At 61.9% G+C, this 21087-nt stretch carries 15 protein-coding genes; 6 read left to right on the top strand and 9 right to left on the bottom strand.

Going from position 1 to position 21087, the window contains the following annotated elements; translation table 11 throughout:
* Positions 1-34: 34 nt before the first annotated feature.
* Positions 35-220 (bottom strand): PLDc N-terminal domain-containing protein, encoded by a 186-nt coding sequence (locus tag ACU0FH_RS06890; RefSeq protein ID WP_088634179.1) that lies wholly within the window; start codon positions 218-220, stop codon positions 35-37.
* Positions 221-416: 196 nt separating this feature from the next.
* Between ACU0FH_RS06890 and ACU0FH_RS06885 the strand changes: the two genes are divergently transcribed.
* Positions 417-1667, top strand: a complete 1251-nt coding sequence (locus tag ACU0FH_RS06885; RefSeq protein ID WP_446193944.1) for a DUF2254 domain-containing protein — start codon at positions 417-419, stop codon at positions 1665-1667.
* Between the two features lie 54 nt (positions 1668-1721).
* Here the strand turns inward: ACU0FH_RS06885 and ACU0FH_RS06880 are convergent, their stop codons facing one another.
* Positions 1722-2846 carry a PRC-barrel domain-containing protein gene (locus ACU0FH_RS06880; RefSeq protein WP_446193943.1) on the bottom strand — a complete coding sequence of 375 codons (1125 nt, stop codon included), beginning with the start codon at positions 2844-2846 and terminating at the stop codon, positions 1722-1724.
* A 260-nt stretch (positions 2847-3106) separates the two neighbouring features.
* On the opposite strand from ACU0FH_RS06880, the gene ACU0FH_RS06875 reads away from it, so the two are divergent.
* From ACU0FH_RS06875 to ACU0FH_RS06860, 4 genes are all read left to right on the top strand, one after another.
* The gene (locus ACU0FH_RS06875) at positions 3107-4480 is read left to right on the top strand and encodes an aminotransferase class III-fold pyridoxal phosphate-dependent enzyme (protein ID WP_446193942.1); all 1374 of its coding nucleotides are present in this window, start codon (positions 3107-3109) and stop codon (positions 4478-4480) included.
* A 192-nt stretch (positions 4481-4672) separates the two neighbouring features.
* Entirely contained in the window at positions 4673-8029 is a 3357-nt protein-coding gene (locus tag ACU0FH_RS06870; protein ID WP_446193941.1) for a transglutaminase family protein, read from the top strand.
* Between the two features lie 3 nt (positions 8030-8032).
* Positions 8033-10429, top strand: a complete 2397-nt coding sequence (locus tag ACU0FH_RS06865; protein WP_446193940.1) for a circularly permuted type 2 ATP-grasp protein — start codon at positions 8033-8035, stop codon at positions 10427-10429.
* Positions 10430-11326: a transglutaminase family protein gene (locus ACU0FH_RS06860; protein WP_446193939.1), complete on the top strand. Its 897-nt coding sequence runs from the start codon at positions 10430-10432 to the stop codon at positions 11324-11326.
* Here ACU0FH_RS06860 and ACU0FH_RS06855 read toward each other — a convergent pair.
* From ACU0FH_RS06855 to ACU0FH_RS06830, 6 genes are all read right to left on the bottom strand, one after another.
* A complete protein-coding gene (locus ACU0FH_RS06855) occupies positions 11323-12183 on the bottom strand; it encodes an ABC transporter permease (RefSeq protein ID WP_238370889.1) in 861 nt (286 codons plus the stop codon). The genes ACU0FH_RS06860 and ACU0FH_RS06855 overlap by 4 nt on opposite strands.
* Positions 12184-12188: 5 nt before the next feature.
* Positions 12189-13055, bottom strand: a complete 867-nt coding sequence (locus tag ACU0FH_RS06850) for an ABC transporter permease (RefSeq protein ID WP_238370888.1) — start codon at positions 13053-13055, stop codon at positions 12189-12191.
* Complete coding sequence (locus ACU0FH_RS06845; protein ID WP_446193938.1) at positions 13055-14122, bottom strand: ABC transporter ATP-binding protein; 1068 nt, start codon at positions 14120-14122, stop codon at positions 13055-13057. The genes ACU0FH_RS06850 and ACU0FH_RS06845 overlap by 1 nt, the downstream gene beginning before the upstream one ends.
* 96 nt (positions 14123-14218) lie before the next feature.
* Complete coding sequence (locus tag ACU0FH_RS06840) at positions 14219-15292, bottom strand: extracellular solute-binding protein (RefSeq protein ID WP_446193937.1); 1074 nt, start codon at positions 15290-15292, stop codon at positions 14219-14221.
* Between the two features lie 129 nt (positions 15293-15421).
* Entirely contained in the window at positions 15422-16717 is a 1296-nt protein-coding gene (locus ACU0FH_RS06835; RefSeq protein ID WP_446193936.1) for an NAD(P)/FAD-dependent oxidoreductase, read from the bottom strand.
* Between the two features lie 26 nt (positions 16718-16743).
* Complete coding sequence (locus ACU0FH_RS06830) at positions 16744-17853, bottom strand: mandelate racemase/muconate lactonizing enzyme family protein (RefSeq protein ID WP_446193935.1); 1110 nt, start codon at positions 17851-17853, stop codon at positions 16744-16746.
* Positions 17854-17965: 112 nt separating this feature from the next.
* On the opposite strand from ACU0FH_RS06830, the gene pdxR reads away from it, so the two are divergent.
* On the top strand, positions 17966-19444 hold the full coding sequence (gene pdxR, locus ACU0FH_RS06825) for a MocR-like pyridoxine biosynthesis transcription factor PdxR (RefSeq protein ID WP_446193934.1): 1479 nt from the start codon (positions 17966-17968) through the stop codon (positions 19442-19444).
* Here the strand turns inward: pdxR and ACU0FH_RS06820 are convergent.
* Positions 19441-21060, bottom strand: a complete 1620-nt coding sequence (locus tag ACU0FH_RS06820) for a GMC family oxidoreductase (RefSeq protein ID WP_446194160.1) — start codon at positions 21058-21060, stop codon at positions 19441-19443. The two genes, pdxR and ACU0FH_RS06820, sit on opposite strands and share 4 nt — an antisense overlap.
* Positions 21061-21087: the final 27 nt, after the last annotated feature.

Genomic DNA, 21087 nt, shown 5'->3' with positions numbered 1-21087 from the left:
AAAACGGGCCCGATGGCCCGTTTTCCTTGTCTCGTCACGCGATCTTCTGTCCCGATCTCGGCCCGGCGATAAGCCAGATGATAAAGCCGATGACAGGCAGGATCAGCACGAGCAGAACCCACAATACTTTTTTACCCGTGCTTGCGGCCGACCCGATGATCGAGATGATCGCCCAGATGTCCAGCACGAGAATAATTAGTCCGCCAAGTCCTTCCAGCATTTCAACGCTCCTTGTTTTGGCAATTTACTTGTCCCGTTCCGATACGTTCTAACCGTTGCGGGGCGTCTGCCAACTAACGCCTGAAGACGTCCCAGGTTCCCGAATCCTGCCTTTGCATTTGCTTTGCGCCCCGCGTGGCTTAAGTCTGGGACGGGGCAAAACCGGGCTGCCCTCAATATCTGGAAAGGGCAAGATTTTGGATTCAGGCGCAAAAATCGCCAAGCTGCTTCAGGACATCCGGGCGAGCTACTGGTTTCTTCCAACCTCGCTGGTTCTGCTGTCGGTCCTGTTGGCGCTGGCAACGCTTTATGTCGATCGGCACATGGATGACATGCCGTTCTCGCTGCCCGAGACATTCTCGAACACCCAGGTGGACGGTGCGCGCTCGCTGATGAGCATCATTTCCCAGTCTGCTTTCGGGGTCGCCGGCGTCATGTTCTCCATGACGATGGTCGCCGTGTCCTTTGCGTCGGGCAATTTCGGCCCGCGTCTGATCGGGAATTTCATGCGCGACCGGGGCAACCAGCTCAGCCTCGGCACCCTGATCGCCACTTTCGTCTTTGCCGTGATGGTCGCCCGCGCCATCCAGGACCCGGCCGATGCGGGCGGCGAAGATCCGATCGAGGCCTATGTGCCTCATCTCTCGATCATGGTTTCCATGGGATTGATGGGTGTCTCGGTCTTTACCGTGATCTTCTTTGTCCATCACATTCCCGAAACAATCAACGTCGGCAACATAACGGCCGATCTCGGCAACAAGCTGGTCGCAGCCATCAAGAGCCTCATCGAAGACGATGAAAAAGATGAAGACAAAGACCACGACTGGCCCGAGCGAGACCCGGACACCATCTTGTATCTCGGCACCAGCGGTTATGTTCAGGCCTTCGACAAGTCGCTGATGACAGAGATTTCAGAGAAATATGATCTGTTGATCTACGTGGTCGCCCCGCCAGGCGATTTTGTGAGTGAAGAGACACCTGCCCTTCACATCTGGGGCGAAAAACCTGACGAGGAAACCTCTGGCAAACTGCGCGGCTGTTTTGCCATCGGCCACAGCCGCACCGAGGATCAGAACCTCTTGTTCCTTGTCGATGAGCTGGTCGAAATGTCGGCCCGCGCTCTTTCGCCGGGAGTAAATGACCCCTTCACCGCGATCAACTGCCTTAACTGGATGTTCGCCGCCAGCCTGACCGCCGCGAACTACAAATCAGGTCTGCGCGAAGACCGAAGCGGCCGTGTGAGAACTGGCAGTCTCACCTTTCTCGACCTGCTGGAACAGGGTTTTGGCAACTCGCGGCCCTATACGGAAACGGATGCGCTTTGCGACGCACATGTCCACAAGCTCCTAAGCCGGATGCAGAAAGACCTCGAGAACGAGCAGGACCGCGAAACGCTCCGTCAATTCCATTCAAGGCTCGACAGCACGCCACGTAACCTGCGCACATAAAAAAATGGCCCGCCTGAACGGCGGGCCAAAGTTTGGAGTGTACTCAGTTACGAATTAATCTTCGTATTCGGGCAGCGACTCGAGTTGTTCCTTCGTCATGTTGACGCGGACCCGGATGTCGTCGCCATCGTTCTCACGCTGAATGTTCAGTTCGTCCGATGCCAGGGCAACCGGCTTTTCGCCAATGCCGAGGAAGCCGCCTACGTCAACAACCGCACGGTCAATCTTCGACGAACCGTCCAGCAGCAGTTCGGAAACTTCACCGATCCACTGGTCGGTCGAGTCGTAAACGCGCGCACCGGTCAGGTCTTCGGCGGTCAGCTCGTCAGCACGAACCATCGTGTAACCTTCGTCGGCAACCATCTCGTTGGTCGCAGCGTCGTTATTGGCCATTTCCGAGTCGGAGTTCATGGTCTCGTTCGCGGCCATGCCAGTCGCGGCACCGGTTGCGGCCGGATCAGCAGCTTCGTCGCTTGCGACGTCATCAGTCATCGGCTGAAGCTCGCCCTGAGCGTTGTCGATGGCTTCGTCGGTTTCCTCAGCGGCATTTTCAGCGGTGTCCTCGATCGCATCGCCGGTTTCTTCCGCAGCGTTCTCCATCTTGTCGCCTGCGTTATCAGCAGCGACGGCAACGTCGTCGGCGGTGTTTTCGGCTGCGTTTTCAGCGTCGTTCATAGCCATTTCAGCGTCGTTCTCGGCGCGGTCCCAGCTATATTCGGGCGCTTCTTCAAGGCTCGCGCGGCTGGCGTTCATCACGAGGAAGAAATCGCCTTCGTCTTCGGCAGTCGCATCATCGGAAACGAACTTGATGGCGTTCATGTCGACGGAAATCTGGCGCTCGCCAATACCGAGGAAGCCGCCAATGTCGACCAGAACGGCGTCTACGCTGCCATCACGGCTCAGCACGACGTCGTTGATCTCGCCAATGTCTTCCCAGTTGTCCTGAAGACCTTCGTAGCCTTCCTGGTCAACTTCGTTTTCGCTGGTGTAGACACGCATGCCGATAAAGTTCGACGCGTGGATTTCCATCGGGCCCGGTTCGCTGCGGAACATGCTGTCGGAACCGTTATGCATCGGTGCGGCAGCGTCGGATTCAGCAGCAGCTTCGGTGTTGGTCTGGGCGTATACACCGGTTGCGCTCGCCGCAATCAGGGCAGTAGTCATCAAAAGGCGTTTCATCATTTCTCTCCTACCAATTACTCGGCCAGAGTTTCCGTCTGGCTCTCGGATATCAAACAGCCCAACGGGGCTTCCGGTTCCTTTAGGTTTGCGAAAGTCGCGAAATTTTTCGGCGCTCGGCCAAGTGCCGCCGATACGATTATTGCGCCAATAGCGGTCATTGCAGGGGGCTTCGGCCACAGGAAATCCCGGTAAAGGGATGGTTGATCGGCCGCGAATCCCGTAGGTGTCACCCGGAATTCGCAAGAAAAGGACCCGACATGCTGAAGAACGATCAACTGGATCAATGGGATAGAGAAAACTTTTTTCACCCCTCGACTCATCTTGCCCAGCACGCGCGCGGGGAAAGCGCCAACCGGGTGATCCGGACGGCATCGGGTGTCCACATCGAAGATCGCGACGGCACGAAGCTGCTTGATGCCTTTGCCGGGCTTTACTGCGTGAACGTCGGCTATGGCCGTCAGGAAATCGCCCAGGCCATTTCCGATCAGGCGAGCGAACTGGCCTATTACCATTCATACGTCGGCCACGGCACCGAAGCGTCGATCACCCTCTCCAAGATGATCCTCGATCGCGCGCCCGATAACATGTCCAAAGTCTATTTCGGCCTCGGCGGGTCGGATGCGAACGAAACCAACGTCAAGCTGGTCTGGTACTACAACAACATCCGCGGCCTGCCGAAAAAGAAAAAGATCATCTCGCGCTGGCGCGGTTATCACGGTTCGGGGCTGGTGACCGGCTCGCTGACCGGACTGGAACTTTTCCACAAGAAATTCGACCTGCCGGTCGAGCAGGTCACCCACACCATCGCCCCGGACTATTTCCGCCGCGAAGACCTCAGCCAAAGCGAATCCGAATTCGTCGCCCATTGCGCGTCCGAGCTCGAAGCGCTGATCGAGCGTGAAGGCGCGGACACCATCGCCGCCTTCATCGGTGAACCGGTCCTTGGCACCGGCGGCATCGTTCCGCCTCCCGCCGGGTACTGGGAAGCCATTCAGGCGGTTCTGAACAAGCATGACATCCTGCTCATCGCGGATGAGGTCGTGACCGGTTTCGGTCGACTCGGCTCCATGTTCGGCTCCGATCACTACGGTCTGAAACCCGATCTCATCACCATCGCCAAGGGTCTTACCTCGGCCTACGCGCCGCTCTCCGGCTCTATCGTCGGCGAAAAGATGTGGAAGGTTCTGGAACAGGGCACCGATGAAAACGGCCCCATCGGCCACGGCTGGACCTATTCCGCCCACCCGATCGGGGCGGCTGCGGGCGTGGCGAACCTCAACCTGCTCGACAAGCTGGGTCTGGTGGCGAACGCGGGCAATGTCGGCACCTACCTGAACCAGCAGATGAAGGCCGCACTTGGCGATCACCCCAATGTCGGCGACATCCGGGGCGAAGGTATGCTTTGCGCCGTGGAATTCGTCGAAGACCGCGACGGGCGCAAATTCTTCGATCCCGCCAAGAAGATCGGCCCGCAGGTTTCGGCCAAGATGCTGGAACAGGACCGGGTCATCGCCCGCGCCATGCCGCAGGGCGACATCATCGGCTTTGCTCCGCCCTTCTGCCTGACCCGCGAAGAGGCCGACAAGATCGTCGGTGCGACCCAGCGCGCGGTCGAAGCTGTCCTCAGCTGATAAACAATATCGCCGTGCCCGCAAATACGGGCACGGCACCCCGGTGAACGACGCAATCCGCCGCGCCGTTTTCCCGCGCATCCGCCCCGCAAGCCGGGGCCGTGCCAAGCCCGCTTCGGGCCTTTCCCTTTACATGTGATCGCAAACCGTCTTTGCTGCATCGCAGCTTTCCAGGAAGGAAAAGACAGTTACATGGCCATCACCGCAAGCATCCGTCACCTGACCCATTACAAGTACGACCGGCCCGTGACGCTGGGCCCGCAGGTCATCCGCCTGCGGCCCGCACCGCACAGCCGGACACGGGTGATTTCGCATTCGCTCAAGGTCAGCCCGGAAAACCATTTCGTCAATCACCAGCAGGATCCCTACGGCAACTGGCTGTCGCGCTTTGTCTTTCCCGAACCCGTCACCGAATTCCGCATCGAGGTCGATCTTGTCGCGGATATGACCGTCTACAACCCGTTCGATTTCTTCGTCGATGAAACCGCGCAGGAGTGGCCCTTCGACTACCCCGCCGAACTCGTCGAAGACCTGTCGATCTATCGCAAGACCGAAACGCCCGGGCCACTGCTGGCCGATTTCATGAAATCGATCCCCCGCGACAAGACCGGCACCGTCGATTTTCTCGTCGGTCTGAACGCGCGGCTCTCGAATGAAATCAACTATGTCATCCGAATGGAGCCGGGCGTGCAAACGCCCGAGGAAACCCTTGGCTCCGTACGCGGCTCGTGCCGCGACACAAGCTGGCTGCTGGTACAGATCCTGCGCAACCTCGGCTTTGCCGCGCGTTTTGTCTCGGGCTACCTGATCCAGCTGAAACCCGATCTGGTCGCGCTCGACGGCCCTGCTGGCACCGATCACGACTTCACCGATCTCCACGCCTGGTGCGAAGTTTACCTGCCTGGCGCAGGCTGGATCGGGCTTGACCCGACCTCGGGCCTTCTGACCGGGGAAAGCCATATACCGCTCGCCGCGACCCCGCATTATTCCAACGCCGCGCCCATCGTCGGCGGTTTCTCCTCCGCAGGCGCGCCTCAGGTCGATTTCGATTTCGACATGACCGTCACGCGCACCGCCGAACACCCGCGCATCACCAAACCCTTCTCGGATGAGGCATGGGAGGCGCTGGACGAGCTCGGCCACAAGGTCGACGCGGTGCTCAAGGAAGAAGACGTGCGCCTCACCATGGGCGGCGAGCCGACATTCGTCTCTATCGACGATTTCGAATCCCCCGAATGGAACACCGCCGCCGTCGGCCCGATGAAACGCGGCCTTGCTGATGACCTGATCCGACGGCTGCGCGAGCGTTTCGCGCCCGGCGGATTTCTGCACTACGGTCAGGGCAAATGGTACCCGGGCGAAACCCTTCCCCGCTGGACCTTTTCGCTCTACTGGCGCAAGGACGGCAAGCCGATCTGGAAAGACGACGCCCTCATCGCCCGCGAAGGCGCCAAAACCGGTGCCAGCAAGGAAGACGCCAGCAAGCTGCTTGGCGAAATCGCCAGCGGTCTCGGCATCGAACCCGACTACGTGGTTCCCGCCTATGAGGATCCAGCCGAATGGATCATCAAGGAAGGCAACCTGCCCGAAAACGTCACCCCCGAGAATTCCAAGCTAAAAGACCCCGAGGAACGTCACCGCATCGCCCGCGTATTCGAGCGCGGACTGACCGAACCCTCGGGCTATGTCCTGCCGGTGCAGGCATGGCAGTCCAAGGCTAGCGGTCACCGCTGGCGGTCGGAGAAATGGAAGCTGCGGCGCGGCCATGTCTACCTCGTGCCCGGCGACAGCCCGGTCGGCTACCGCATCCCGCTCGGCACGCTGCCTTACGTGCCGCCCGCGCAATTCCCCTATACCTACCCGACCGACCCAACCGAGCCGCGCGGCCCGCTGCCCGAATTCGCCGAGGAACCCTCCGATTTCGGGGGACCCGAGGCCACCGAAGGCCGCAGCCAGCCGGTCAGCGCGCCCAGCGCGACCGGCGCAACGCAGGAGCTTATCCCGCAAGAATTGCACGCGGTCGGCGGCGCGGTCCGTACCGCGCTCTCGGTCGAACCCCGCGACGGGCGGCTCTGCGTTTTCATGCCCCCGGTTGAATCGCTCGAGCAATATCTCGATCTGATCCACGTCGCCGAAGCAGCGGCCAAGAAACTGGACCTCCCCGTCCACATCGAAGGCTACGCCCCGCCGCATGATCCGCGCATGAACGTAATCCGCGTCGCGCCCGACCCGGGCGTGATCGAGGTAAACATCCATCCTGCCGACAATTGGGACGATTGCGTCGCCACCACCAAGGCCGTCTACGAAGAGGCCAAGCTCTGCCGCCTCGGCGCGGACAAGTTCATGATCGACGGCAAGCACACCGGCACCGGCGGCGGCAACCACGTGGTTGTCGGAGGCGAAACCCCGAATGACTCGCCCTTCCTGCGCCGACCCGACCTGATGCGCTCGCTGGTGCTGCACTGGCTGCGCCACCCCTCGCTCTCCTACCTGTTTTCGGGCCTCTTCATCGGCCCCACCAGTCAGGCCCCGCGCATTGACGAGGCTCGCCACGACAGCCTGTACGAGCTTGAGATCGCGCTGAACCAGATCCACGCGCCGGGCGAAGGCACGCCCCCCGCGCCATGGCTCACCGACCGGCTGTTGCGCAACATCCTCGTCGACGTCACCGGCAACACCCACCGGGCCGAAATCTGTATCGACAAGATGTTCTCGCCCGATGGCCCGACCGGCCGCCTTGGCCTTGTCGAATTCCGAGGCTTCGAGATGCCGCCCGACGCCCAGATGAGCCTTGCCCAACAGGTGCTGATCCGCGCCCTGATTGCCCGGTTCTGGACATCGCCCGTGAAAGGCAAACCGGTGCGCTGGGGCACGACGCTCCACGACCGTTTCATGCTGCCGCATTTCGTCTGGGAGGACCTGATGGACGTGCTCCGCGATCTGGGTGATCACGGCTTCACCTTCCGGCCCGAATGGTTCGAGGCGCAGGCCGAGTTTCGCTTCCCCTTCTGCGGCGAGGTAGAATACGAAGGCGTTCACCTCGAACTGCGACAGGCGCTCGAACCCTGGCACGTGATGGGCGAACGCGGCGCGATCGGCGGCACCGTGCGCTACACCGACAGCTCGGTGGAACGGATGCAGGTCAAGCTCTCGGGCGGCGATCCGTCCCGCTATATCGTGACCTGCAACAAGCGCGCCGTGCCCCTCACAGCAACCGGCACAAACGGTGTCAGCGTCGCGGGCGTGCGTTTCAAGGCATGGCAGGCGGCGGAGTCCATGCATCCCGTGCTGCCGGTCAACGCGCCCCTGACCTTTGAGATCTTCGACACTTGGACAGGCCATGCGCTTGGCGGCTGCACCTATCACGTGGCCCACCCGGGCGGTCGGAATTACGAAACCTTCCCGGTCAACGGCAACGAGGCCGAGGCACGCCGCCTTGCGCGGTTCGAAAAGATGGGGCACACCCCCGGCAGCTACTGGCCCGAGCCGGAACATCCCCATCCTGAATTCCCCCTGACCCTCGACCTCAGGCGGCCTCCCGGACTTTGATGCATGAACAACGCCGCCCATTCCCGCAAAACAGGAGATCTCCTCGCAGGCTACCACCCGCAAAACGGCATTGCCGATGAGCTGATGCAGGCCGATGGCCGGATTCGTCCGGTATGGGAACCCTTCATCAACTTCCTTGCCGGGCTTGGGCCACAGGATCTTGCGCGGCGTTTTGCGCGGGGCGATCAGTATCTTCAGGATGCGGGCGTCTATTTCCGTCAATACACCGATACCGGCTCGACCGAACGCAACTGGCCGCTCAGCCATATCCCGGTGGTCATCGGCCCCGACGAATGGAAAACCCTGAGCGAAGGCATCGTGCAGCGCGCCGAGCTGCTCGAACGGGTGATGGCCGATCTTTATGGCCCCGGCGAACTGGTCAGCTCCGGCCTCCTGCCGCCCGAGCTGATCACCCGCAACCCAGAATGGCTCCGCCCCGTCGTCGGCACCAAACCCCGCTCAGGCCATTTCCTGCACCTGCTTGCCTTTGAAATTGGCCGCTCGCCCGATGGCAGCTGGTTCGTCCTCGGCGACCGCGCCCAGGCGCCCTCCGGCCCCGGCTTCGCGCTGGAAAACCGGATGGCCACCAGCCGGGTGTTCTTCGATCACTTCCCGACCGCCAACGTGGCGCGGCTGGCCAGTTTCTTCCGGGGTTTCCGCGACGCGCTGAACGAGTTGCGCGGCACCAGTGAAGGACGCGTCGCGATCCTCACCCCCGGCCAGCACACTGACACGTACTTCGAACACGCCTACATCGCCCGTTATCTTGGCCTCATGCTGCTCGAAAGCGAGGACCTGCGCGTCGAAAAAGGCGAGCTGATGGTGCGCACGATCCACGGTCCCCAACCGGTCAGCGTGATCTGGCGGCGGCTCGACAGCCGGTTCTCCGATCCACTCGAACTCGATGAAGGCTCGGCGCTCGGCACGCCGGGCATGGTTGCCGCGCTCCGGAACGAGGCGCTGACCATGCTGAACTGCCTCGGCTCAGGTGTACTCGAGGCCCGCGCGCTGATGGCCTTTCTGCCCCGTATCGCCCGCACCTGGACGGGCGAGCCGCTCAAGCTGCCCAATATCGCGACCTGGTGGTGCGGTCAGCCGAACGAGCTGAACCACGTGCGCAACAACCTATCGGACATGATGATCGGCCGGGCGCTCTCGACCAGCCTGCCCTTCGACATGGATGCCGCCACGGCACTCGGCGGATCATTCCGCGACGGCGCGCAGGGACCGGTCGAGGACTGGCTGAAAGAGGACGCCGCGAATCTCGTCGGGCAAGAGGCCGTGTCGCTCTCGACCACGCCCGCGATGATCGACGGCCAGCTTGTCCCGCGCCCGATGGTGGTACGCGTCTTTGCCGCCCGCACCGCCGACGGCTGGACGGTTATGCCCGGCGGCTATGCCCGGATCGGCCGCACCGAGGACCCGACCGCGCTTGCCATGCAAAGCGGCGGATCGGTGGCCGATGTCTGGGTCATCGGCGACGAACCCGTGGTCGCCGACAGCCTGACCAAGCAGGCCGCAGGCCCCTTTGTGCGCCGCACCCCCGGAGAGCTGCCGACCCGCGCCGCCGACAACCTGTTCTGGCTTGGCCGCTATGTGGAACGCGCCGAAAGCCAGGTCCGCAAGCTGCGCGCCTATCACCTGCGGCTCGAAGACGCGGGCGACAAGACCAATCCGCTTGTGGCCTACCTTGGCGATTTCATCGGACGGCAGGGCATGGATGTGGATCACCCCGTTCCACGTCAATTGCTCAGCCTGTTCCAGCTTGCGCGCGGCTGCGCGGGCAAGGTGCGCGACCGGTTCTCGACCGATGGCTGGCATGCGGTGGCCGATCTCGAAACTTCCGTCCGCGAGATGAGCGATCTGCAACAGGCGGGCGACGAAACCGTCCGCGCCATGACGGTATTGCTGCGCAAGCTCGCCGGCTTCTCGGGACTCGTCCATGAAAACATGTTCCGCTCTGCCGGATGGCGTTTTCTCACCATGGGCCGCGCCATCGAACGGGCGGAAAACATCGCCGCTTTGCTGATAGATTTCGCCGATGCCCGCGCCCCGGCAGGCAGTTTCGACATCGCGGTCGAGGTGGGCGACAGCACCATGACCCATCGCCGCCGCTATTCGGTCAGTTCGAACCGCAACACGGTGATCGACATGATGGTGCTCGACAAGGCCAACCCTCGCTCGATCCTTGCCCAGCTCGAACAGCTCTGCGAGCAAGAGGCCGAGGTCCGCGCCCCCGACAACACCGATCAGATGACCACCCTATCACGCCGCATCCTGCGGCTGCATACGGAAATCACCACCGCCATCCCCGAGGAAATCGACCGCAAAAGACTGGAAGCCATCCGCAAGAAAATCATCGGCATTTCGGACGCGATGACCACAGAGTACCTGAACTAGATGAGCACCCTTTACGACATCAAGCTCAAGATCAGCTACCGCTACGAATACCCCGCCGCCGCGGGCCGCAGCCTGCTGCGCATCATGCCGCTGAACCTGCCCGACCAGCAGTTGATCTCAGGCGCGGTGTCCTGCGATCCGCCCAGCGATTTCCGCCGAGATTCCACCGATTTTTTCGGCAACCGCACCACCGAACTTGCCCATGACCGGTCCCTCTCCCGGATCACCTTCCGCTTTGACGGGCGGGTGCGGCGCAGCGCCGATCTGGTCTCTTTCGATCTGTCGCGCGGGCTTTCGGCGATCCGGCAGGAAACCGACGCGATACGCTCGATCGACCCGACCTCGCCGCATCATTTCCTCGGCCCCAGCGAAAGGGTCACCCCCGGCGCCGAGATTTCAGATTTCGCCCGCGACACCGTGCGTTCCGACATGTCGACGCTGGCCGCCGTGCAGGCCATTTCCCACGCCCTGCATGGCACAATGACATTCGACCCGGAGTCGACCGAGGTCTCGACCAACCCGCTCGATGCCTTTCGCAAGCGACGCGGCGTCTGTCAGGATTTCACCCATATCATGATCGCCGCGCTTCGCGCTGTCGATATTCCGGCGGGCTATGTCAGCGGCTTCATCCGGACAATCCCGCCCGAGGGCAAGGAACGACTCGAAGGCGCAGATGCGATGCACGCCTGGGTCAGGGCATGGTGCGGCGCCGACGCAGGCTGGGTCCAGATCGACCCCACCAATGACATGATGGCAGGCAACGACCACGTTATCGTCGCCATCGGACGCGACTATGCCGATGTCTCGCCGGTCAAGGGCTCGATGCGCGCCTTTGGCCGTCAGACCACCCGGCACGAGGTCGACATGGTCTCGGTCAGCCCGGCGCCCGCACCCTAGGCGTCTTCCTTGTTGCGCTGCGCCACGACGCTCAGCAGCGCCAGCAGCCCGGACCCGATCATCAGGAACACCGACACCGCGTTCAGCACCGGGGTCGAGCCGACCTTGACCATGCGGTCATACATGGTGATCGTGAGCGGCGCGTCCGACCCCACCAACATCAGCGTCGTGTTGAAATTCTCGAACGACACTAGGAACGCGACCACAAAGGCCGAGAACAGCGCTGGCACCAGATAGGGCAACGTTACCGTGGCCAGCACCCGCCCCCGGCTCGCCCCAAGGTTCAGCGCCGCCTCTTCCAGCGATTCATCAAACTTCTGTAGCCGCGCGGCAATGACCAGCGAAGTGATCGTCGTCAGAAAGGAAAACTGCCCCAGAACGATCAGGGGAATTCCGGGGCGCAGCCACGTCGGGTTGAAATCGAACACGTTGTCTATCCCGTTCGCGATCATGCTCGCAAAGACGAGGATCGCGATGCCGACGATCACGCCGGGGATCACCAGCGGCACCACCATCAGCACATACAGCGCGTTCTTGAACGGAAACTCCTTGCGTACGAACAGAAACGCATTGCAGGTCCCCGCAAGCACCGCCAGCGCCGACACGATCACCCCGATGTAAAGCGAATTACCCAATCCCCGCATCAGCCGGTCATCGTGAAACATGCCCAGCTTCGGCTCGGTATCGTTAAAGAACCAGTCGAGCGTGAACCCCTGCCACGGCAGCGACGGGAACATGGAGTCGTTGAAGGCAAAGACGCCCGCCGCCAGCAGCGGCGCGACCAGATAGATGAAAAAGATCACCACATAGGCACGATATACGAACCCGAGAAACGGAGAGCGGTTGCCAGAATTCATCGCGCCTACTCCTTTGCCACGGTGGTCGCGAGGCTTTGCCCCGTGAGCCGCAAACCAGCCCAGACCACGAATGAGGTGAACAACAGCAGAAGCACGCCAAAGGTCGCCCCCGCCTCCCAGTTATAGCGGGTGATGAACTGGTTATAGATCTGCTCGGTGAACCAGCTCGAATTCTTGCCTCCCAGCAGGATCGGCGTCAGGTAGCTCCCTGCCGTCAGCATGAAGGTGATGATGCAGCCCGACACGATCCCGGGCATGGCATAAGGCACGATGATCCGGCGGAACACGGTGAACCGGCTGCCGCCAAGGTTATACCCCGCCTCAAGCAGCGCATCGTCCATCCCGTCCAGCGTGGACACCAGCGGCACGATCATGAAGAGCACAACCGTATAGACCAGCCCGATGATCACCGTCATGTCGTTATAAAGCAGCTCGACCGGTTCGCCGATGATGCCCAGCCACTGCAAGGCGCCGGAAATGATCCCGGTCTCGCGCAGCAGCACGATCCATCCAAAGGCGCGCACAAGGTCGCTCACCCACAGCGGGATCAGGCATAACAGGAACAGCCCTGCCCGCGATTGTTTCTTGGCGATCTTGGCAATGTAATAGGCGACCGGAAACCCGATCAGAAGCGCAAGGATCGTCACCAGTATGGACATCCACGCGGTGCGCAGCAGCGTGTTCCAGTAGATCGGCTCGCCCAGGAAATCCATGTAGTTCTTGAACCCGAACTCGTACTGCCGCGGCCCGACCTTTTCCTGCAAGGAAACATAGCCGATCCCGGCCTGCGGCAGGATGATCAGCAGCACGATCCACAACGCGAATGGCGTCATCAACAGGATCAGCGACAGCTTGCCTGTATCGCTGCGCATCAGGCCGCCTCGCCGGGAAAGGCGAGCGCGCGTTTCGGATCCCAATGGATCTGCACCTCGTCCCCTTCGGCCAGCGTGCTCGCACCCGACGGGTCCGCCACTTCGATCAGCTTGCCGGACGGCGTCTTGACCAGCACCCGGCTGTTCGCCCCGTTGAACAGCAGGCTGTCCACCTTCCCGCTCAGGGTCGATCCCTCGGGGCCCGCGCCGATCTTGATGACCTCGGGGCGCACGAAGACCTCGACCGAGCTGCCATCGCCGCCACCTTCGGCCGAGGCGACAACCGTATCGCCGCCCTCAAGCTGCACCCGCGCCATACCGTCCGACACCCGGTCGATCCGCCCCGCCCAGCGGTTCGCATCGCCCACGAACCCGGCAACAAACCCGGACACCGGCCGGTCGTACAACTCTTTCGGAGAGCCGATCTGTTCGAACCGGCCCGCATTCATCACCGCCACGTTGTCGGACATGACAAGCGCCTCGGACTGATCGTGGGTGATGTAAAGAAATGTGGTCTCGAACTGGTGCTGCAATTGCTTCAGCTCGATCTTCATGTGCTCGCGCAGCTTCAGGTCCAGCGCGCCAAGCGGTTCGTCCAGCAAGAGCACATCCGGCTCAAGCACCATGCAGCGCGCAATCGCGATCCGCTGTTTCTGCCCCCCCGACAGCTGCGACACCTGTTTTTCCTCGACCCCCGGCAGGCCGACACGATCCAGCACCGCCTTCACCTTGTCCCCGATCGAGGATTTCGCATCGCCCCGGCAGCGCAGCCCATAGGCGATATTCTCGCCCACATTCATCATCGGGAACAGCGCGAGGTGCTGGAACACCATCTTGACGTTACGCTTGTTCGGCGCGTCGTTCAGCACCGAACGATCCTTGATCAGGATGTCACCCTCGCTCGGGTTCTCGAATCCCGCGATCATGCGCATCAGCGTGGTCTTGCCGCAGCCCGAAGGCCCGAGGATCGAAAAGAACGACCCGCTGGGCACCCCGAATGAAACCGAATCCACCGCGGTGAAACTGCCGAACCGCTTGGTTACGCTTTTGCTCTCAAGATCGTACACGCTCTGCCCCCAGTACACTTGTTTTCTTGGGCAGGGCCGTGTCGTGCACGCCCCTGCCTTTGTCTCTGCTCTATCAACCTGCCAAGGCGAGAGTGCCTATTCGGTTGCGGCTTTGATCCGCTCGAGCGCCAGACCTTCCATGTCTTCCAGACCCGGCGGGATGTTGGCAAAGAACTTCAGGTTGTCGAGATCGCTCTGGTCGAACGCCGCCTGTACGGCCGAACGCTTGTCGTCGGGCAGCAGCTCGATGCCGTTCGGCACGGCAGCAATCGCACCGGTCGACGCGGACATGATCGTCACGTTCTCGGGACGCAGCACAAAGTTGATCCACTTGTAAGCTGCGTCATCCGCCTCGCCGCCCTTCGGGATGGCAAAGGTGTCGATCCACGCGAGCGCGCCGGTTTCTGGCGGCACAAACACGATGTCCGGGTTCTCGTTATAGAGCTTATACGCGGTCGAATCCCATGTTTCCGACAGCACCACTTCGCCCGACAGCATCAGGCCCGACAGGTCGTCGCCGCCGCTCCAATAGGTCTTGATGTTGGATTTGCATTCGATGAGCTTGGCGGTCACCTGATCCAGCATATCCTGATAGGCGTCCTTGTCGGCATAAAGCTCGAACGGGTTCATCCCCATGCCAAAGGCGGTGCCCAGCAGGATCGTACGCCGCAGACGCATCGAGGTCTTGCCCTGATAGGCCGGGTCGCAAAGATCTGCCCAGCCACTGGCATCGGGCGCTTCCTTGATATTGGCCATGATGCCCGAGGTACCCCACTGGTGCGGCACGGCATAGACTTCGCCGTCGATGGTGGTGTTTGCCTTGACGCCATCCAGCAGGTTCGCCGACATCGCATCGGTGTTGATCTGGCTCAGGTCGAGCGGCTTGTAGATGTCGTATTCGAGCTGCGCCGCGTAAATACGGTCATGGCTCGGCTGGGCAAGATCATAGCCCGACCCGCCGGTGGCGCGCAGCTTGGCGATCATTTCCTCGTTGTTGGAAAAGGTCACTTCGACGTCGATGTCGGGGTATTCTTCCTCGAACTTCTGGATCAGCTCATCGGGCGCGTAGCTGCCCCATGTGAGCAGGCGCAGCGTTTCCGCCGAGGCCATCGAGCCTGCGGTCAGGCCCATCGCCGTGCCCGCAAGCATCAGTTTCAACGAAGTTTTCATATGTCGTCTCCCTTGGGTGAATTTATTCTTGCTCTGTTATGTTTGTTTTATGGCAGTTCGATTACAACCCTCATTTGGTTTGCCAGAAAGGTCCATTTCCGTACGAATAGAAAGCCAATTAGGGCCAAATCACAGGCCCATGCGGTCTTTCATACGATAAAACTCAACCGCTGCGGGCAAAAACCACGGCTTGCCCCGGTACATCGGACGCGTGCTGAAATCCCCGTGCTCCAGCCCCGTGGTCGAACCCGCATCACCGATCACCCGCAGGCCGGTTTTCATGCCGAGATAGCTCGCCATGCCAACGCCCGACCCGCAATAGCCCATCGCGTGATGCACCCGGTCGCGCTGCCCGGTGTGGGCCAGCTGGTTGAACGTATAGCCGACGAAACCCATCCACGAATGGCTGACCTTATGGCCTTCGATCTGCGGAAAGATCCGCACCAGATCCTCGTACAGCCGTTTGGCGCTAAACGTCGTGTCGGTCTCGCCTGCGCTGACCCGGCCCCCAAACAGGATGCGCTTCCGGTCGGGCGAGGTGCGGTAATAGTAAACCACCTTGCGGCTGTCCGACGCGATCCGGTCGGTCGGGAACAGCTCGTCCATCAGCGCCTCGGGCAATTCCTCGGTCGCGATGATATAGCTGCCGATGGGAATGATCCGCCGCTGGTGCCAAGGCGAGGCCGCATCCGTGTAGCCATTCGTCGCCATCACCACGTCGCGACATGTAATCGTCCCGCGAGAGGTCTTCACCGTCGCCCCGTTCGCATCTGAACTGATCCCCGTCGCGCGCGTCTGCGGCACCAGCACCGCCCCTGCCTCGCGCACCAGCTTCAAGAGCCCCGCATGATACCGCCCCGGATCAAGCACCGCGTGATCCTCGAAAACAGCACCGCCGTGATAGAAATCCGATCCCAGCTCGCTCCGCTGCTCGGAGCGTGGCACGATCCGCACCGGCACTTCCAACCCCGCCGGCTGGTTGGCGGCATCGTGCTCCAGCTCGGCAAAAGCCTTGTCGCTATGGGCCGCGTGGAATCGTCCACTCACTCGAAAATCGCAGTCGATCCCCTCGGTTCGGACGAAATCCTCCACATAAGCGCGCGAGGCATGGCCATCGCCCAGAATACGCTGTGCAATATCCTTTCCGTATTTGCGCACCAGTGCATCAAATCCCGGCTTGATAGACTGGCTGACCTGCCCGCCATTCTTTGTCGAGCATCCCTGCCCCAGCGCCCCGGCCTCGACCACCACGACCGAACGTCCGGCCCGCGCGATGCGCAGCGCCGCGTGCAGCCCGGTATAGCCCGCGCCGATCACCACCGCATCGGCCTTGGCCGGAAGATCAGGCACCGGATCGTCCGCCAGAGGTGAGCGATCCCACCAGTAGGATGCCGCTTTGAAATCCGTCGTGAAGATGTCGCTCATGGTCTTATGATCCGTGGTCTTTCAGATCAGCGGTCGATCTCGCTGATCTGGTATATTGATTTTGCCAGCCATTCGGGATTGACCTCGACACCCCAGCCCGGCGCATCGGTCACTTCGGCCTGACCGTCGGTGATGGTATAAGGGTCGTTCACGAAAAGATCGCGCTGCCACGGATAGTAGTCATCTCCTTCGATGGCGAATTCAAGATATTTGCCCGCGTTCGGGATCGAACGCAGCACATGCATCGTGAAAAGCGTCACCAGCGAAAGATTCGCGCAATGCGGCGTCACCGGCAAGCCCGCCGCCTCGGCGAGGCGCGCTACTTCCATCGTGCGCCCGATGCCCCCCATGTACATCACGTCGGGCTGCACGATATCGACCGCGCGCATATCGATCATCCGCTTCCAGATCGGAATTTGGCAATCCTGCTCGCCGCCGGTCACGTCGATATCCAACGCCTCGGTGACCTCCTGGGTCTGCTCCAACTCCCAATAGGGGCAAGGCTCTTCGTAATGGCTGATCCCGTTCGCTTCTAGCATCCGCCCGACTTCGATCGCCTGCTGCGGCGCATAGCAGGAATTGGCATCGACCAGCAGCGCCACGTCCTCGGATTTGAAGGCATTGGCAATCGTCGGCACGATCTCTTCGGTGCGCCCCTCCCATTCGTCCTTGCCGCGCCCGGCCTCGGACCCGATGCGGAACTTGAACGCGTCAAACCCGAACTCACCGCGCAGCTTGCGGAATCGCTCGGCCTCGTCCTTGGGGGTGATGTCGCGCTTCATCGATGACGCATAGGCGCGGATCTTGCCGGGTGTCCCGCCCAGCAATTCGACCACCGGCTTGCCCGCCAGCTTGCCCCGCATGTCCCAGACCGCGGTTTCAAGTCCCCCCATCGCGCGGCAGACATAAGAGCCGGGGAATTTGTGCTCGCGCTCCTGAATGTAATTTAGGTGATCGTCCATGTCCTCGATATCGCGCCCCAGCGTCCAGGGCGCCACCTGCCGGTGCAGCACCTGCGCGGTGATGTCCGAATGATAGGTCGACATCTGCCCCCACCCCTGTGCGCCGGAGTCGTCCGTAATGCGGACGAACCCGACAAAGGGATTGCTGAAGGTTTCGATGCTTCTGAGTTTCATGCGCGCGGCGCCCCTGATCCGTGAGTGTTTGGGATAAAAGTGATTGCAAAGTGGTCCGTTGATAAGGTCCACTCTGTTATGTGTGGCAGACCAATCAACGGAGTCGCGGAATTTGACCAAATATGCGGGCGGCGCCCTGATCCCCACGCTGAGTATCGACCGCAAGGACAGCGCCACCATCACCGTCCAGCTTGTGACAAGCTTACGCGAATTGATCCTGTCAGGCCAATTGCGCGCCGGCGAACGCCTGCCCGCCTCGCGCACGCTGGCGCAGGATCAGGCGGTGTCACGCACCACCGCGATCAACGCCTATGAACAGCTCACCGCCGAGGGTCTGATCCACAGTCAGGTCGGCTCCGGCACCTACGTCAGCGAAACCGTTCCCATCCCCGCCCCAACCCCGCCCGAGCCGCGCGAGGACGTGCCGATGCCGCGCCTTGCGAACCTCTCCAGCAGCGCCTCGGACCAGTATTTCACGCGTCTCGCCCACCCGGACGCGCCCCGCGCCTTTGTCACAGGGATGCCCGCGTTTGACGTCTTTCCGATGGCGCTCTGGTCGCGGCTCGCCGCGCGCCACTGGCGCAATTCGCGCGCCGATGTGATGCGCTATCCCGACCCCTCGGGCCTGCTCGAACTGCGCCAGGCCGTCGCGCAACACCTGCGCGCCAACCGCGGCCTGCGCTGCACCGCGGACGAGGTTTTCATCTTTAACGGGGCGCAGGATGCCTTCAACCGGATCGGCGCGACACTGATCGACCCGGGCAACCTCGTCTGGTTCGAAAACCCCGGCGCCATCGGCGCGCGCAACAGCCTGATTTCCAGCGGCGCGAAACTCGTGCCCGTCCCGGTCGACGCCCAGGGCATGGACGTGCAAGCCGGGTTGCGCCGCGCCCCCGATTTCCGGCTCGCCTTTGTTACGCCCGCGCATCAGCACCCGCTTGGCACCACCATGAGCGTCTCGCGCCGTTTCGATCTCTTGCAAGCGGCCGAAAACGCCAGCGCGTGGATTATCGAAGACGATTACGTGGGCGAATTCCACTATGGCGCCCATGCCCCATCCCCGCTCAAGAGCATGGATACTTCGGGCCGCGTGATCTATGTCGGCACCTTCTCCAAATCCATGTTCCCCGCCCTGCGGCTTGGCTATGTGGTGGCACCGCCGAAACTCGCGCCCATGTTCCACCGCATCGCGGGGGCCACCATGCAGGGCGCGCCGACATCGATGCAGGCGATCATGGCAGATTTCATCAACGAGGGCCATTTCGCAGCGCATATCCGCCGGATGCGCGATGTCTATGCCGAACGGCGCGATTGCCTGATGCGTGAATCCGCCCGCCATCTTGACGGGCTGCTTGCGGTCGAGCCCACCGATACCGGGTTTCACACCGTGGCCGACCTGCTGAACCCTGATCTGAAAGACACCACGCTGGCGCAGGCGGCCAAGGCGGCGGGCATCGCCACCGAACCGCTCAGCCGCTTCACCATCGATCCGGTCCAGCGGCAGGCCATCACCCTCGGCTTCAGCGCCGTGCCCCCCGCGCAAATCTCGCGCAGCGTCGCGGCGCTCGCCGATTGTCTCAGGTCGCTCTAGGCTTTTGCATCCTCAAGGATCATGTCCGAGGCTTTCTCTCCCACCATCATCACCGGCGCATTAAGGTTGCCCGAAGTGATGCGCGGGAAAATCGACGCATCCACAACCCGCAGCCCCTCGACCCCTTTGACCCGCAGCCGCTCATCGACGACGGCGCTGTCCTCCGGCCCCATCGCGCAGGTGCCGCAGGCGTGGAAAATCGTGCCGCAACGCTTGCGCATATCTTCGCGCAGCGCATCGCGATCCGTCACCGCTGCCCCCGGCAGAATCTCGCGCTTGACCGACGAGGCTATCGGCTCTTGCGCCATGATATCGCGCAGGATCTGCACGCCATCCACCAGTTCCTCAAGGTCTTCGGGCGCGCTCAGATAGCCCGGATGGATTTCCGGCGTGTCCATCGGATCGCCTGAACGCAGCCCGACATGGCCCCGGCTTTTGGGGTGGCAGTTCGACAACCCGATCAGCACACCGGGGAAGGTGTCCGGCGACATCAGCCGCCGTTTGCCGGGCGTCGCTTTGGTATAGCTCATCGGCGAGAAATACAGCTGCAGGTTCGGCCGGTCGCGCTCGGGTGAGGTGCGGATGAACCCACCGCCCTGATTGACGCTCAGCGACAGCGGCCCCTTGCGGGTCATCGCATAGGTCATCCCCAGCCGGATGCGCCCCATCCACGGTCCCAGCACGTTGTTCAGCGTCGGAGAGGTGGTCTCATAGATCAGGTCCCAGCCGATATGGTCCTGAAGGTTGCGCCCCACCTCGGGCGCGTCATGCAGCACCTCGATCCCCTTGTCGCGCAGCATCGTCCCGTCGCCGATCCCGGAAAGCTGCAGGATCTGCGGCGAATTCACCGCCCCCGCCGACAGGATCACCTCGCGCTTGGCCATCATCCGTTTGACCGCACCGCCCTGACGGTATTCCACGCCCACCGCGCGGCGGCCCTCAAAAATCAGCCGCATCACCTGCGCGTTCTTGTGCAGCTCAAGGTTAGGCCGGTTCATCGCCGGGTTCAGATAGCCCGTCGCCGCCGAACAGCGGAAACCGTTCCGCGTATTGATCTGGTAAAGCCCCACGCCTTCCTGCGTCGCCCCGTTGAAATCCGGGTTCGCAGGCCAGCCCGCCGCCACGGCGGATTTGACATAGTCATGGCTTAACGGATGCACCCCGTCATCGATCCGCGACACGGTGATCGGCCCGCCCGTCCCGCGCCATTCATCCGCCCCGGCAAGGTTGTTTTCCAGCTTCTTGAAATACGGTAGCAGATCGTCATGGGACCAGCCCGCGTTGCCCATCGACGCCCAGCCGTCGTAATCCTCTTTTTGCCCCCTGATGAACACCATCGCGTTGATCGAGCTTGACCCGCCCACGACCTTGCCGCGCGGCCAGTAATGGGCGCGGCCGGTACCGGCATCGATCTCGGACTGGTAGCGCCAGTTCAGACGCGGGTGGTAGAACGCCCCGCCATAGCCAATCGGCATCCGCACCCAAAAGTTGAGATCCGATCCCCCGGCCTCAAGCACCGCCACCTTGTTGCGCGCGTCCGCCGAGAGTCGATTGGCCAGCACGCAGCCCGCCGATCCGGCCCCGATGATGATATAATCCGCTGTCGCGCCCTGCATGTCTGCCACCGATGGAGTCCTGTTCTG

The organism is Heliomarina sp., assembly GCF_052826185.1.
Note: the sequence above shows the minus strand (reverse complement) of the source record. Positions and strands in the feature narration are given on the sequence as shown.

Coding starts and splice junctions, on each gene's coding strand:
- ACU0FH_RS06890 (WP_088634179.1), bottom strand. CDS start 220: ATGCTGGAAGGACTTGGCGGACTAATTATTCTCGTGCTGGACATCTGG.
- ACU0FH_RS06880 (WP_446193943.1), bottom strand. CDS start 2,846: ATGAAACGCCTTTTGATGACTACTGCCCTGATTGCGGCGAGCGCAACC.
- ACU0FH_RS06875 (WP_446193942.1), top strand. CDS start 3,107: ATGCTGAAGAACGATCAACTGGATCAATGGGATAGAGAAAACTTTTTT.
- ACU0FH_RS06870 (WP_446193941.1), top strand. CDS start 4,673: ATGGCCATCACCGCAAGCATCCGTCACCTGACCCATTACAAGTACGAC.
- ACU0FH_RS06865 (WP_446193940.1), top strand. CDS start 8,033: ATGAACAACGCCGCCCATTCCCGCAAAACAGGAGATCTCCTCGCAGGC.
- ACU0FH_RS06860 (WP_446193939.1), top strand. CDS start 10,430: ATGAGCACCCTTTACGACATCAAGCTCAAGATCAGCTACCGCTACGAA.
- ACU0FH_RS06855 (WP_238370889.1), bottom strand. CDS start 12,183: ATGAATTCTGGCAACCGCTCTCCGTTTCTCGGGTTCGTATATCGTGCC.
- ACU0FH_RS06850 (WP_238370888.1), bottom strand. CDS start 13,055: ATGCGCAGCGATACAGGCAAGCTGTCGCTGATCCTGTTGATGACGCCA.
- ACU0FH_RS06840 (WP_446193937.1), bottom strand. CDS start 15,292: ATGAAAACTTCGTTGAAACTGATGCTTGCGGGCACGGCGATGGGCCTG.
- ACU0FH_RS06835 (WP_446193936.1), bottom strand. CDS start 16,717: ATGAGCGACATCTTCACGACGGATTTCAAAGCGGCATCCTACTGGTGG.
- ACU0FH_RS06830 (WP_446193935.1), bottom strand. CDS start 17,853: ATGAAACTCAGAAGCATCGAAACCTTCAGCAATCCCTTTGTCGGGTTC.
- ACU0FH_RS06820 (WP_446194160.1), bottom strand. CDS start 21,060: ATGCAGGGCGCGACAGCGGATTATATCATCATCGGGGCCGGATCGGCG.